This is a genomic window from Verrucomicrobiia bacterium, assembly GCA_036268055.1.
Classification (GTDB): Bacteria; Verrucomicrobiota; Verrucomicrobiia; order Limisphaerales; family Pedosphaeraceae; genus DATAUW01.
Genome location: DATAUW010000017.1, coordinates 319,291 through 334,763 on the forward strand (window position 1 = coordinate 319,291; position 15,473 = coordinate 334,763).

General features: G+C 47.5%; 10 protein-coding genes. 9 read left to right on the forward strand and 1 reads right to left on the reverse strand.

The window, feature by feature from the left end; translation table 11 throughout:
* Positions 1-292 precede the first annotated feature (292 nt).
* The gene (locus VH413_11425; GenBank protein HEX3799303.1) at positions 293-778 is read left to right on the forward strand and encodes a response regulator; all 486 of its coding nucleotides are present in this window, start codon (positions 293-295) and stop codon (positions 776-778) included.
* A 445-nt stretch (positions 779-1,223) separates the two neighbouring features.
* Here VH413_11425 and VH413_11430 read toward each other — a convergent pair whose 3' ends face one another.
* The gene (locus tag VH413_11430) at positions 1,224-1,979 is read right to left on the reverse strand and encodes a Dcm methylase (protein ID HEX3799304.1); all 756 of its coding nucleotides are present in this window, start codon (positions 1,977-1,979) and stop codon (positions 1,224-1,226) included.
* A gap of 275 nt (positions 1,980-2,254) precedes the next feature.
* Between VH413_11430 and VH413_11435 the strand changes: the two genes are divergently transcribed.
* The 8 genes from VH413_11435 to VH413_11470 all read left to right on the forward strand — a co-directional run bounded on the left by VH413_11435 (position 2,255) and on the right by VH413_11470 (position 15,472).
* Positions 2,255-2,524: a hypothetical protein gene (locus tag VH413_11435; protein ID HEX3799305.1), complete on the forward strand. Its 270-nt coding sequence runs from the start codon at positions 2,255-2,257 to the stop codon at positions 2,522-2,524.
* Positions 2,521-2,853 carry a hypothetical protein gene (locus VH413_11440; protein HEX3799306.1) on the forward strand — a complete coding sequence of 111 codons (333 nt, stop codon included), beginning with the start codon at positions 2,521-2,523 and terminating at the stop codon, positions 2,851-2,853. The genes VH413_11435 and VH413_11440 overlap by 4 nt, the downstream gene beginning before the upstream one ends.
* A 552-nt stretch (positions 2,854-3,405) precedes the next feature.
* Entirely contained in the window at positions 3,406-3,801 is a 396-nt protein-coding gene (locus VH413_11445; protein HEX3799307.1) for a hypothetical protein, read from the forward strand.
* Between the two features lie 19 nt (positions 3,802-3,820).
* On the forward strand, positions 3,821-4,198 hold the full coding sequence (locus tag VH413_11450) for a hypothetical protein (protein ID HEX3799308.1): 378 nt from the start codon (positions 3,821-3,823) through the stop codon (positions 4,196-4,198).
* A gap of 539 nt (positions 4,199-4,737) precedes the next feature.
* A complete protein-coding gene (locus VH413_11455; GenBank protein ID HEX3799309.1) occupies positions 4,738-7,746 on the forward strand; it encodes a hypothetical protein in 3,009 nt (1,002 codons plus the stop codon).
* A gap of 41 nt (positions 7,747-7,787) precedes the next feature.
* Positions 7,788-9,167 carry an alpha-L-fucosidase gene (locus VH413_11460; GenBank protein ID HEX3799310.1) on the forward strand — a complete coding sequence of 460 codons (1,380 nt, stop codon included), beginning with the start codon at positions 7,788-7,790 and terminating at the stop codon, positions 9,165-9,167.
* Between the two features lie 26 nt (positions 9,168-9,193).
* A complete protein-coding gene (locus VH413_11465; GenBank protein ID HEX3799311.1) occupies positions 9,194-10,201 on the forward strand; it encodes a hypothetical protein in 1,008 nt (335 codons plus the stop codon).
* 30 nt (positions 10,202-10,231) lie between these two features.
* A complete protein-coding gene (locus tag VH413_11470) occupies positions 10,232-15,472 on the forward strand; it encodes an RHS repeat-associated core domain-containing protein (GenBank protein HEX3799312.1) in 5,241 nt (1,746 codons plus the stop codon).
* Position 15,473: the final 1 nt, after the last annotated feature.

Consider the following 15,473-nt stretch of genomic DNA (forward strand, 5'->3'; position numbering starts at 1 on the left):
TCAAAACACGAATTGCCCAAATTGCAGTACCAATGCGAAGTGCCCCCCATTCCCTTAATCCCTCTCGCCGCCGCCTCCTTCCATTATATCGTCCGGTCAAGGTCGTTCCAGCCCAGCCCTGTCGAAGTCTTTCCACCGCGCTCGCCCAACCTGTGACTTCGGACGGTGCGTTCAAGAGGCGCAGGCGGCTTCCGGCCTCCTCCGCACAAAGGTCGGATTACCAACCGAGAAAAAACTGTTATGTCATACCTATCAAATTTTACTTTCATCCATTTTGGGTCAAAATCAACTTGTGAACCGAAATCTCCAGATTTTGCTCATCGAAGACAACGACGATGATGCTGCCGTTTTTAGATATGCCCTGAAACGTGCTGGAATACCCAATCCCCTTTTCGTCGCAACCGACGGACAAGCAGCGATTCAATATCTGGAAGGCTCCCACGGTTACGAGGATCGTTTAAAATATCCATTCCCAAGCGTTATTTTTACGGATATTAAGATGCCGAGAAAAACCGGCTTCGACGTACTTGAATGGCTGCGAGCCCATCCAACGTGCTCAGTGATCCCCATCATCGTCCTCAGTGGTTCATCCCTATCGGAAGATATTAAGAGGGCCTATGAGATGGGAGCAAACGCCTATCTGGTAAAACCAAGTGACGCGGAAGTGATGCAGAAAATGCTCAAAATCACTTATGACTTTTGGGCCATTTGCGAGAAGCCCACGCTTGTAGCGAAAAAAGTTTTCGATGCGACGCCGACGCCTGGAACTGAAATTTAATGGCCAAAGCTTCTAATTGCACCTGAGAATTTCCGGCGTTCAAATTGCACAAACCGAGATTGCCATCCGACCTATCGCATTGGAGATTGTTCTCCACCACTGAAATAACACTATTCTCGACTGCTTCCGGCGACAACAAGACTTCCTTTGTTTCAACGCTTGCCAACGCTTTCGTCTTCGCTTCCTTTGCCTTGAATGCTTTAACCTTAATTTTCACTTCGACTGAACCACGCCGCCGAACCGTTATTTCAAATGATTTAGGCGTAGGAGTAGGCCTGTTTTTGCCTTGGGCGGCTCAAAAATCTCTGTTCGGTCGTCCCGCTTGAGCAAATCATATTTAATGCCAATGACGATGGCATTTGCGACCGCCTTGAGCGGCTTGAGAAAAGACAGATATGTCGCAAAGGGCTGGAAGAAAGATTTATGCGGCAAATCGAAGCAAATATCAGCGTGCGCCCTTAATCTTTCCCAGTTGCGATAGGTTTTTAAGAAAACCGTCAGTATTTGCCTCAAAAACGGCCCTGGCAAAACCTTTAGGAGTGATCGACCGATGATGAGCGCGATCAGCTGACTGCCCCATTCGATGCATTCTACTCCCTTCCACCGGCACAACGGCCTTGTGTTTTGGCATTACAAATCCGTTGCCTGTCCAAAGACAGGTTCTCTTGGTATATGCGTCAGCCGGCGGATTCAAATATCCCCCGAAATCACAAGGATCAAAAATGAAATCAGGTTTACGCCAATACGTCGACACTGTGCTTACGGGATTTTCAATCATGTAGGGCGCTTTGGTCCATTCCGCAAGACGAACTGTCATGTGAAATAATTCCAAAGCTTCGATGAGCTTCCCCAATCCTTTATTGCGAAACCACGCCCGCCCGCTTACGGCAACGTCGGTGCAAGGAGGAAAAGCAAACACAATTTTGACGTTTCCTTGCGGAGGCAACCATGTTCGAATGTCGGCGCCGATCCGAACGATATTCCCCTCGCGTTGTTCGCCGGCCGGATGCCGAATATCGACGCAATAGCAAAGAAAGCCAGCCTGCGCCCAGGGCTTCACCATTATCCCCGTATAATCGAAAAGACTGAGAACAATATCCTGTGACATCACGGGCTTCCCCTTTTTCCTTTTTGACCGGCTGGGAATGCCTTCAATAACCGTAGTGGCAGGTGATTTATTTGGGTTGAATATATTCTCCACGGTGTCTGAAGCATAACATTTGAACGATAAGAAAGAAGGAGTTGGAATGTGCCGCTAAAGGCAAGATTCTGAAATCTGTCACGGGAGGTTTCGAGTTATGATCTGGCCGTAACTTTGACTTTAAAAGTGGGTACGTTACACTATGCCACAGGGTGGTTTTGGCCTCTAAAGAGTTTTCTAAATCGGGGCATTTGGGCTGATTTATTCTCTGCTTGCAAGTCATTTCACCCGCCGATTTACCAATTACTCGTTGCCCTTTTATTAAATCCTTCACTATGAACAAAAAAGAATTTTACCGTCTTCTAACAAATTTTCCAGTCACCGGTGTATGTCGTGGGGACCTCCAAAATATCGGCTATGACATAACCAACGTCGCCGACAAAACGATGAAAAGCATTGCTGAAGCAATGGAGGCTGCGTTTTGTGACGGCCTCTTTTGGGATAGCTTGGAGGAGTGGGCCGATTATCATAAAATCCCGGTTGCTCTTCGATTCGGAGAGCCAAATCCCAAGAAAGGCGATCTCATTAATCCAAAAAATGTATGAATAAACCATATGAAATTTCATTGTCGGAGTGGCACGAAATAATACAAATGCCGGAGATTCGTGACGCGTGGGGACTTGAACCCGAGGAAACCCTGGAAAACTTCTGTTCGATGGTCTACGGCGTCAGGTTTGACTTCGTATGTGGAGGGCCGGGATACGTTGGCGACGTGTTTATTCTGCTTGGAGATACCCTTGAAGCTCCCTTCATATTGATTCGCCGCAAGGGAATCTTGGAAATATTAAAGGACGGTGACGAATTCAGCGAGATATTCTGGCTCGTCCAGTCAGGCAAAAATGTTCCACCGGACAAGATGGTTCACCTAACTTAAGCGATTTGAAAATACGCATCAGAGTTCCAAAACCCCCTGAGTTTTTAGGCTATTGTGTGCAAATCCTTGGGAACCAGACGAATCCCCCTCTCCGTGAAAGGCGCACACATTCAGAGACGGCATCTCCGCCGCCTTGAGGAACCGCATTTTTTTCTGATTTCACAAAATATTGCCATGTTGCACGGCCTTCGTTGGACGATGGATAGCTGTCGTTGCTTCGTTCTGTCATGCTGACTTTTTATCAACTTCTTCAAGCCTATCCAGAAGCATGGCATCTTCTCTCAGGCATGCAATTTCATGATTCTTTATTTTCCGAGCAAGCGGCTTGACGATTAGTTTATTCACCTTGCACTGGTAAAACGTGCCATTCCTCGTCTTTGATTTGATTTTCTTCATGTTCCTACAGAATAAACTCTGGAACATGCCATCCAAAGGCATCGGAATTTGCCAATGACGGCAAGCCGAGCTTGTGGCCGGCAGCTTTTGTAAAAAATCGCCGCGAAATTTTTTTCTGATTTCTCTAAGCCTTTATTACACAACATAATTTAAGGCTTGTTAAGTGGTTGGGGGGGGGGGGGTACATATTTAAGGGATGCAGATAAGGGAAAATTCACGCCGGTTCAGTGCGCGAAAGGGGTCTTTCGAGCATTCCCTTTTCAGTTCAACCACCAACCTAAAGGAGTCTCCATGATATTCGCAGTTTTCATTCCGCCCATCTACTACCTGCTCAACAAGAGAATCGTCATGTTTTTGATTACAAGTGTTATGTTCGTTTTTGCGCTTGGCTTCGCCATGACGGGAATTCTTCTGCCCGTATCCATCATCATGTGGATTGTGACCATCATTCTCGCAGCCCAGGACCTCCGGAAGAAGAAGATGAAAGAGGCAATGACGATGAATGCCGACATCCTTGCTTCCAAAATAGCCGAGAAAATGCCCCGTCAATAGCCTGAACCAAAAAAACATAATGAAAACCATATACTCACTCGCCTTTGGCGCTCTGATCCTTCTCTTAGTTGGCTGCGTGCATTTCCCTACCAAATCCGCCGACATCGCCTATTCCCCCGCTATCAAGCAGGGAGATGTTATTGAAATGGCCATCGAAGTTGCACGAAGTCTCGATTTTCCGCCCGCCACAAAGATTGACAAGGCGAATGGAATTGTGGAATTCGGCGCGTTCGGACAGCCTATGCTTGGCATCACTGCCCAGGTTCGGGTCAAAAGCGAAGGCCAACTGGAAGTCAACGTCACGCGCGGATCTGAGTATGTGCCGCTTGGAGTGGACAAAAAGGCGGATGAGTTTCGCGACAAACTTGAGGAACGGTTACGCACTGCATCGAAATAATAATAGGCAACATTTAAGCTGGTTGACCATGTTCCTTTTTGTCACTTAAAGCATACAAACAGAAAAACTACTTATCTTTGAGTCCCGTGGAATTCTGTTAAGTTTGAATTATATCTTTTAGAATTCTTAAAAAATATCTTGTCACGATAGGAAATGTTTTATAGAACAGCGGAAGATTCATTTGGGAGGTTTAAGGGCATCAGGAATCTTTTTTTGAAAGCTCTATGAACCGACATTAAAGCGAAAGATTCCTTATGTACATTGATTTGGATCGCAAAGCATATTTGTTTTATCGTGAACTGAAGCCCTCTAAACCGAAGGTTCGACCGCATCCGCTTTGTGTTTCCTTTTTTGCCGCCGTCATCTCTTTGTTTGTTTGTTCTAAAACCTTCGGCCAATCATTCACGGCAAATTCTCCTAGAGCTAGTGAAGTCTCCGGATATGTCGTTACCGAAAGCGGGCCCAACCATCGCATTTGGAAAAGCGTAGCTGCCTTGACCAATCCCGATGGAAGCGTCTTCTACCATACAAACTCCTTCATGGAACTTGCTACCGGACTCAATCATTTGGTTGCGGGCCAGTGGGTGGCATCTTCCGAGGATATTCAACTCACTCCCAACGGCGGCGCGGCTACAAACTCCCAACATCAGGTTTATTTTTCGGCCAATATCAATACTCCGGGTAGCATTGATCTGGTCATGCCTCATGGCCGGCATTTGACCGGAACGGTGCTTGGCTTGAGTCTGTTTGATTCAGGCAGCGGCCAAAACGCCATCATTGGCCAGTTGCAGGATTCGCTCGGTCAAATATTGCCGACCGGCAATCAGGTGCTTTACACCAATGCCCTGGTGGATTCCCAAACCGATTTTCAGGCGGATGTGCTCTATACCCACAAGCGAATGGGGTTTGAACAAGACATCATCATGCACCAGCAGCCACCCGCACCGGCAAGCTTTGGGCTGAATCCGGATACGACGATGCTCCAAGTCTGGACGGAGTTTTACAACACCACCGATCCGGAGGTTTCATCCAACGTCGTCAATGTGTCTCTACAAAACAGCCTGCGGGCTGAAAGGCGGGCCATTGCGAGCGAAACCTTGAATTTCGGCTCAATGCAGATGGATCAGGGAAACGCTTTTTCAACCGGCGGTTCCACCAATATTAACGGCAACGGCATCAATGGCCTTTTGCTCGTTCCGGTAGCGAAACACTGGGTGCGCCAGGGCACGCGCAGATTTCTAGTTGAGGAGATTCCCTTTGATTCCATCGTCGCCCAACTGAACGCCTTGCCGCCGTCCTCGCCCTTAAACAATGGCACACCAAGCGCTGAGCCTGCGCAATCATTCTTTCGCAGTCCGGTAAAGGCCGATCCCAAACAGGCAAAGGCACAAAGCCTGTTGATCGCCAAAAACAGTGTAGCTAAGCATCCGAGCCTTGTGATGGATTATAATTTGATCAACAACAATTTCACCAATTTCACCTTTCAATCCGATACGACCTATTACCTCAGCGGCAGCGTCAATCTTTACGGCACGACGACGCTCGAAGGCGGAACGGTTATCAAGTGTGATGGCAATGCCGAAGGCACGACCGTGATGAATGGCAATATCGTTTGCAAAACCGCTCCCTATCGTCCCGCAATATTTACCGCCACCAACGACAATTCTGTGGGAGTGGCTTTAAGCTCTACCGGTGTTCCGACAATTTCGGTTTCGACGTATTTATACTGCCCGAGCGGCGGGTCCATTACCAATGTTCGCTTCTCATATGCCTGGAATGGGCTTTCTGCGGCCGCTGGAGACGTGGAAATCTCCGACTGCCAGTTTGTGTATTGCAACCATCCCATCACCGTCAATTCCGGCACGACCACTCTTGGACTCCATAATGTGCTGATCACGATGAATGACAGCATTAACAATTCGGCCAATTTCTGCGGCTGCGCTCCTGGAGCCATCACTGTTTACAGCACCTCCCTCAAAATGTCGGCTGAACACCTGACGGCAGATCTGGGCTCTCAATATTTTATCGAATATTACACCACCCCTAATCTCTCCACGACTTCGGTCGCGTTGACGAATTCCATCATTTTGTCCCCGCATCTCAATCCTTATTACTCTTACGGAACATCCATTGCGATCACCCCGACCACTAACGAGACTTATTACAGTTCCACGCCGCCATCGCCGTCCCTTTTTCAGTCCGTCGGCGCAGGAAATTATTATCTTAACACAAACAGCATGCTTCGGGGTATTGGCACAACCAATATCAATACCAATGTTTTGACGGACATTCAGGCCAGGACGACCTTTCCTCCGGTTTTCATCACCAACACGCTCGTGACCGATACTGTCCTGTCTCCGCAGGCAGGACGGGATACGAATACGATTCTCGACATTGGTTACCATTATGCTCCGCTTGACTTCCTGACCGCCTGCACCGTCACGAATTCAACTCTCTTGCTCACCAACGGTGTGGCTTTGGGATTTTACAGCTTGGGAATCACCCTGCGCGATGGCAGTCAACTCGTGTCTCAAGGATCACCGCTCCAAAGAAATTATATCGCTCACATCAGTTTGGTTCAGGAGCAAGGGACAAATCTTTATTTCCCAACAACCGTAACGAATGCCCGGCCTTTCTATTTGAACGTGACCAGCACCAACCGGGCTCCGACCATGTCCATGCAGTTCAGCACCGTATCCATGCAGAATGCGGGAGTGACCATTCTTAGCGCCTCCGATTCCGGGAATGTCTTGAGCAACCTGTATCTGCGGGATTGTGAGATTTATGCAGCTGGAGGAAGTTTCTCGCTTGTCAATTATGCCTATTTCATGACGGCATATCTGAAGAATAATTTGGTACAACGGTCGCCGGTCTTTTGGATCGCGACGCCCGCCACAATTACCACCTACAATAATCTGTTCACGGGAGGAACGAATTCGGTGACGACAAGCGCCAGTGCATATGAAACCTATTTTTTTCATAACGGAGCAGGAGCCGGCGCAAACAACACGAATTATGACAATGCCTTTGACGGTGTGGAAGCATTTATGGATGGATTGTACTCGCACAATGCCTACCTGAACGGTGCAATTAACGACGGATCCTCCGAAACCGGAGACGTCATTGCAAATCTCCCGTGGCTGACCGGCCCGCTTGGAAGTTACTACCAGGCGACGAATAGTCCGCTGGTCAACGCGGGAAACACGACCGCAGACGTCATCGGTCTGTATCATTACACGACGCAGACCAATGAAGTGAAGGAGACGAATTCAGTCGTTGATATTGGCTACCACTACGTGGCGCTCAACAGCAGCGGTCAGCCGGACGACTCCGATGGGGATGGTCTCCCGGATTATTTGGAGGATACAAACGGGAATGGAACCTACGACTTCGCTTCGGACCTTGGCAACTGGCAATCCAGTTCGACCTGCGGGGATGGGGTTAGTGATTACATCAAGTATATTCAGGGGCATAATCCCAATATTTGCACAACGAATAGCGACACCAGTGGACTTGTCAATTTGCAAGTGTATACGCCGTTGAAGTAATTGATAAATCCTGTTCATCCCGTGATTCCAGTATCAAAAAAATGAGTAAAATCCGATTTATTCTGTTGGTTTGCTTCTGCTTTAGCCTTTGCAAAGGCGAAACTGTAAAGGAAACTAACGCGACAGACAAACGATTGGCATCGCATGAGCACCGCATGGAATGGTGGCGCGAAGCAAAATTTGGAATGTTCATCCATTGGGGTCTCTATTCGGTTCCGGCTGGAACATACGACGGAAGAAAAGTGCCAGCTGGGGAATGGATCATGAACGTCGCGAAAATTCCAGTGGATACTTATGCCCAATATGCAAGCCAATTCAACCCGACGAACTTTGATGCCGACGCATGGGTGAAGCTGGCCAAAGATGCAGGAATGAAATACATCGTTTTCACAGCGAAGCATCACGACGGATTTGCGATGTTTCACTCGAAGGTGGATGGTTTTAATATTTACGATGCAACACCGTTTCACCGGGACCCAGTAAAGGAGCTTTCAGCGGCCTGCGAAAAATTCGGAATTAAATTTGGCGTCGATTATTCTCAAGCCCAAGACTGGCATCATCCGGGTGGCGCAATCATCCAGAAGGGCGGCGTAACAAACGTATGGGATTCAAAGCAATCTGGGGACTTCGATGATTATCTAAAAAATGTTTCAGTTCCACAAGTTGAAGAGCTTCTATCAGACTACGGCCCGATTGCTATACTCTGGATGGATACTCCGGTCGGAATGACGCGAGAGCGAGCCGCCCTATTCGAGCCGCTATTTCAAGCGCACACCAATCTCATTATTAACGACAGAGTCGGAGGACATTTTAAGGGAGACTTCAAAACTCCCGAACAGCGTTTGCCAGGCTACAAAATAAATGAATCGGAAGATTTCGAGACTTGCATGACGATAAACGGCACTTGGGGATATGAATCTTATGACACGAATTTTAAATCGGCCAAAGAACTGGAACGCAATTTGATAAGTATTGTAAGCCGCGGAGGAAATTACCTGCTCAATGTCGGACCTGATGCCAACGGCAATATTCCGATGCCAGAGGGAATTCGTCTAAAAGCTATAGGTCAATGGTTGCAGGTAAATGGTGAAGCGATCTATGGGACGACTTCAAGTCCTTTTAAAAGAGATCTGGCCTGGGGGCGTTGCACGCAAAGAGGAAACAAGCTCTATTTGATCGTGTTCGACTGGCCGATAGATCATAACCTAATCGTGCCTATAAAAAATAAAAAGGCCGATGCTTGGCTAATGGCTGATGATAAAAAGCAATTACTAAGCGTCAACGAAGAAACCCGAGTGGTTATCCAATTGCCAGAAGCACCGCAAGATCCGGTGGCCAATGTCATTGTCATGGATTTGCACGAGCCAATAGCACTATCCGAACAAGCTGAGCCGCGAAAATTTAGTCAAACTGATAAATAGCCAACAATATTTTTCATAATAACTTCATGAAAGCAAAAAGCTTTATCTATTCTCTGCTCTGTTTCATTACGTTGCTGCTATTGCCAATCTCTGCTTGGAATGTAAATGCACAATGTGATGCTACTTTTGAAAGTAAAACCGCCGAAACAAACTTGGACAAATGTGGCTATGTATTAGTGAATCCCGATGGCAACGGTATTAACCACTTTTATTTAAAAGAGAAAATTCAGGTCAATGCATCCGAAAATCATCCAGAAGACTCAAATGGCTATGAAACCACTGCGACGGAAGATTCCACCGTCAATTTAAGTCAGGCACCCCCAGATTGTGTGGAAACGATAGGAACCCCTACGGGAACATACAACGAGTACGATCAAGGATGTTTTGTCTTTCATGGCACAATTACGGGCAGTCCTGTAAGTTGGAGCGGCCTGGTTACCTGGGCAATATCTGACACCGATCAAAACGGGGATGTGTCTACGAATCTGTATTCAAAGGATTGGGGCGCTTTTTTTGGAGCAGAAGCCGGTTCCACACTTACGGTTACGACAACCATGACATCACAGATAACCAGTCAGACTTATAGCAATGGTTCGACAAATGACACTGATACCACCACTATTACATTAAGTTCTGAATACACCGACAAGGATCTGGCCGGATATATTGACGGCAAGATTGTTTTGCCAGCATATGACAGCACCTGGGGTAATAGCTCGAGCGCCGGGACAGCCAGTTATTCATTGGATTCGACCCATACTCATGGAGGAGGAAGCAAATTGGAGTACAGGTTAAGTGTTTCAAATTCGCTTCCGAACCATACCTACCATTTTAAGTGGAAAGAAGTGACTCGCGATACTAATAACAAAATTCTTTCCTCGCCGACCATAAAAGGATCAGTGGAGGGGACCGGCGACCCGAAAAACGCCGCTTTAGGTGATATTAAGAACGCTCCTGTTCCTTCTCAACCAGGAACCGTTACCGAAGAAAGCATAATGGCCGACGAACAGGCGGACGGAAATGGCGGCCAATAACAGGACGATTAAATTTGCGAGAGAGACAACATGAAAACAATCTATTTATTTATCGCTGTGCTGATGGTGGCCGCCATACAAATGCACGCCCAAGGCTGTTCCACGTGTGGTTCAAGTGCAAGCTCCACCGCCGATGACTCTGGACCATCTCTAAATGTATCTCTTGGAAAGCTGGCATTTGGACAGTCCGCAGGCACCTTGGGCTTCACTGGTTCCATCCCTACGGGAAACTTTTTTTCTTCCGCATTTCTTCAATTGGATGCTCCGTCACGCAATCTTATAACCATAGTAACAAATACCGATGGCACATTCCGTCAGGTATATGCGCCTCAGATCGTTGCTGACATCCCTGTCTCTACATCAACAAACGGATATGTCATAAACTTTTATTATTCCTCTCAAGTGACTGGTCAAACGGGAGGCATTTATCAATTTTCAGGTGCGGCGTTTTCAGTTTGGATGGTGACCAACACAGATTCTTCAAGCCTTAATCAGGTTCAAATATCTGAAAGCATGTCCGGAAGCTTAACTAAGCAATGGACGTATACCTATGACACGAATACCAGTGCATGGACTGTGCAAGATTTAGCGGGCATCAAAAAAATCACCACAACCACAAATTTAAGTTCGACCATTTACCGGACCGTAGCCACAACCCAATATAGCGGCGGTCCTGTTGCCCTACAGACAATCGATACGTATCAAACATTTAGTTGGGGATTTGCTCCGATCGAAAGCGACTTGGGAGCCACAAATGCTCCCGAAAGCACTCTTTATACATATTATGATCCGGCTCCGTATACACCGGTTACTCGCCAGCCACTGCGGACGGTTGTGAATCCAGATGGGTCATGGCAGTGGTACGCAAATTATGATGCAGCCGGAAATCCTACTAATATTTACTCTTCGTTTGGCGACATTACCCTTAGCTACGCGACGAATAATTCCGGTGGATCGGCGCGCCAAACAGTCTATACATACAGTCCAACGGATGCAGGTGTGTCCGCATCGGGAGACGATGGCTCCGTTAGCCCGACTGTTCCCCGCCGCACCATCGTTTTTGTTCAAGGTCACGAAATTTCCCGCAGTTATAGCGTATTCCCTAGCGTCAGCAAGCGTATTGATGTTCAGTGTGTGGCCGTAGGTGCCGCGTGGAACGCAGCCGGCAATTTGTACACCACAAATACCTACTATTCAAGTGGAGGGAACCAATTTGCTGTCGAATCTGTCGTCAATCCCGATAAAACGATAAGCGCATACGATTACCGAACAAATTCGTTCGGGACATATCGAACAAATATCACTGTTACCGGCCAGCCTGATTCAGGTTTTACACATGTTGTTGACGGGACGACAAATTATGTAGTGCTAAATCAGTTTGGCTATAAGGTTGCGGAGGTTTCGGCGGACGTTAAGAGCGGAATGATTTTCTTTCAGGATACCTATGGGAATTTTGACGGATATGGACGACCTCAGCAAGTCACACATTTGGACGGCACAACCGAATATACTTATTATGCCTGCTGTGGCCTGGACTACACCGTTGACCGCGATGGGGTTGTGACCCAATATTTGTATGATCAGGCGAGGCGGCAAACGGGCTACATAAAAGAATTGGGAACTGATGCAATCACATATACGAATGTTTTAGACGCCGCCGGACGCATACTTCAATCCATTCGCATCGGAACAGATGGATCTCCAATTATTACCAGTCAAAATGCTTATGACACTGCTGGGGAGGTTTTGTTCCAAACGAATGCCCTTGGCGGCGTGACCAGTTTTGTGCGTTCAACTAATGTTTCAACAGGTGGGTTGATTCGTTCGACCGCCTTTCCAGACGGAGGCAACAGCTCAAATTGTTACTATCTCGATGGTGCTTTGAAACAGATACTTGGCAGCGCTGCACGACCTGTGACTTACGTTTATGGATCCGACAGCGGAGATCAGTATACTATTACTTATAAATTAGATTCTAGTGGCGGCAGTAACGAATGGGAAAAAGCTTATACGGATATGATCGATAGGGCAGTCGAGACGCTTTATGCGAGTTCTTCAGGCAGTCCTGCTACATATTCGTCTTATAATGCGTTTGGACAACTTACCAATACGATTGATCCCGATGGCGTTTCCATGCTTTACGCCTACAATGCAAAGGGGCAACGAGTATTTACTGTCTTAGATACGAATCAAAATTACACGATTGATTTCACGGGCAGTGACCGAATCGCCTTTACCACCAACGACTTCGGTTCGGATTATGGGGCCAATGTGAGGCGAACGCAAACCTTCCTTTGGAGTACATCTCTGAATGTGTCAAATTTGGTCTCATCCTCCGAATCAACTTTGGACGGACTCAAGAGATTCGACACTATGTGGAATGGGGGAATCGCTGTTGTGACAACCAATATTACAATTTATAGCAGTGGCGGCTATCGTTATACAACCAATCTGGCCCCTGATGGATCGTATGCGATCAATACGTATCAATACGGACGGTTGATCTTATCCCTTCGCAAAGATTCGGGGAATATTCAACTCAGTAGCGTTTCCTATTCCTATGATGCTCATGGTCGCCAATACCAAGTGACTGATGTCCGCAATGGGGCTACGACGTACTTGTATAATAGTGGTGACCAAGTGAGCAGCGTCGTTACACCCTCACCTGCAGAGACGGCGACGTATTATTTTGATAAGCTCGGCCGGGGTGTTGGCTCGCTTTTGTCCGATGGCACGGCAATAACAAATGTCTATTACCCAACCGGTGACCTTGCACAGACACGGGGTTCGCGAACGTACCCCGTTGGATATGGCTACGATGCTCAGGGACATATTACTAAAATGACGAATTGGACCAGCTTTGCTTCAAATCTAGGCGCACGGGTGACGACCTGGGCGTATGACCAGTATCGGGGGTTTGTTTCGAGCAAGACTTATGATGGCGGTGCCTCTGGCCCCAGCTACGCGTACACGTCAGCCGGGCGACTATATACGCGCACTTGGGCGCGCGGGATCACGACCACTTACGCCTATGACCATGCCGGTGGGCTGACTGGTGTTTCCTATAGCGACAGCACTCCCGGCGTTATTTACGCTTATGACCGGCGCGGAAGGCAGAGCCAGATTGTGGTCGGAGGAAACATCATTACTGCAGTGACCTACAATGATCACGCAGAGGTTTTGGCTGAAGCGTACAGCGGAGGGCCTTTGGACGGCCTTTCGGTGACAAACGGCTATGATTTTCTGTTGCGTCGGACGAATGTGGTCAGCAAAAAGTCGGGTGTCTTGACATCGGCGGCTTATACCTATGATGGGGCTTCTCGTCTTGCGACGGTGTCTGACAGCACGGAATCGGCGACGTATTCCTACCTTGCCAATTCCCCATTGGTGGCCAATATTGTATTCGCGCAAAGCGGTGCGACGCGGATGACGACTTTCAAGCAATACGACAATTTGAACCGGTTAATTTCAATTCTCAGTTCCAACGCCTCATCTGTGATTGACGAACACGATTACAACTATAACAGCGCAAACCTGCGCACGAGCATGACCAATGCCGACGGGACGTATTGGGTTTATCAATACGATGCCTTAGGTCAGGTGACATCGGGCATCAAGAATTGGGCGAACGGCGGCGTGGTGGCGGGGCAGCAGTTTGGATATGGTTTCGACGATATCGGAAATCGCATTGCCACTTCAGCAGGCGGTGATCAATGGGGAGCGAACCTGCGCTATGCCAGTTATACAGCCAATAATCTGAATCAATACACGAGTCGAACCGTGTCCGGAGCCGTGGATGTCATCGGTTCAGCGACCAACACAGCCACCGTAACAGTGAATGATCAGCCGACCTATCGTAATAGCAATTATTTCCGCGCCCAGGTTTCCATCACAAATAGTAGCGGCCCAGTATGGCAGACACTGACAAACCTCGCCGTTTTGAGCGAAGGAACCAATTACACAATACAAACAAACATTTTAGGGAACGTATATGTGCCACGGACGCCGGAGAGCTTCAACTACGATGCGGACGGGAATTTGACCAATGACGGACGTTGGCAATACGTGTGGGACGGAGAAAACCGGCTCATTTCCATGACGAACAATGCCGATGTGCCGGTGGGAGCTCGGATGGGATTGATTTTCACGTATGATTTCAAGGGACGCAGAATTAGCAAATCAGTAGTTGTTGGTGGAGTGAACACAACATTGGATTTTGTATATGACGGATGGAACCTGTTGGCTAACCTGACAACATCGTCCACTGTAAATGAATCGTTTACTTGGGGAACGGATCTTTCGGGCTCGACGCAAGGTGCGGGAGGAGTGGGAGGTTTGCTGTTCCTCAGTCAGCCTTCAATTCAGACTGCATTTGTATCTTATGATGGGAATGGCAATGTATCATCGCTCGTCAATGCGGCAAATGGAAATCCAAGCGCGAATTATGAATATGGCCCATTTGGCGAACTCATGCGCGCGACTGGATCTACAGCTAAAGCCAATCCGTTCCGGTTCTCCACAAAATACCAAGATGATGAGAGTGATTTAATCTATTACGGATACCGCTACTACAATGTAAATAGTGGAAGATGGATTAGCCGGGATGTCATTCAAGAACGCGGTGGAGCTAACTTGTATTCTTTCGCGCAAAATAACGCGGCTAATCTTATTGACCGTTTGGGCTTAGATTTTTGGCAAGACCCCTTGTTTTGGCAGAACTATTCTCAAATGACTCCATTGGATCAGGAACAACTGCAGGTACTGATTGCTATGCTAGTTGGGGGTGGAGGCTCTTTCGCATTTGGTCCAGATGACCCTTGGACGCAAACGATAGCCAACAGTTCATATATTTCCAGTGTTATTCAACAAATTCAATATAAATTGAGTCAATACTGTAAGGGAAAAGCGAATGCTCAGGCTTCTCTTTCTGGCAGAGCTGATTTCGATTTAAATGAACTTCAACTATGGGATACTGGAAATCAGATCATTAATGATGCCATCTCATGGCTAACATTTGGGGAAGCGGGAACAGATCCAGCTTTTTTATTTGGAAGTTATAGATTGAGGTGGAGTGCGGTTAAACATGACTGCTGCAAACGCACTGCTAAAATTGCTTTTTTTGGGAGCGATCAGGCTAGGCTTGGTAGTGCTGGCCGAATTCCATATACACCAGTTAGTATAATTCCGCTTCCCGATCAGCCGTTGGGTCCCGGTCTCCCTGGGCAAAATGTATCGTTTACATGGACTTGGACGAAGGATATATCTTGGTGAC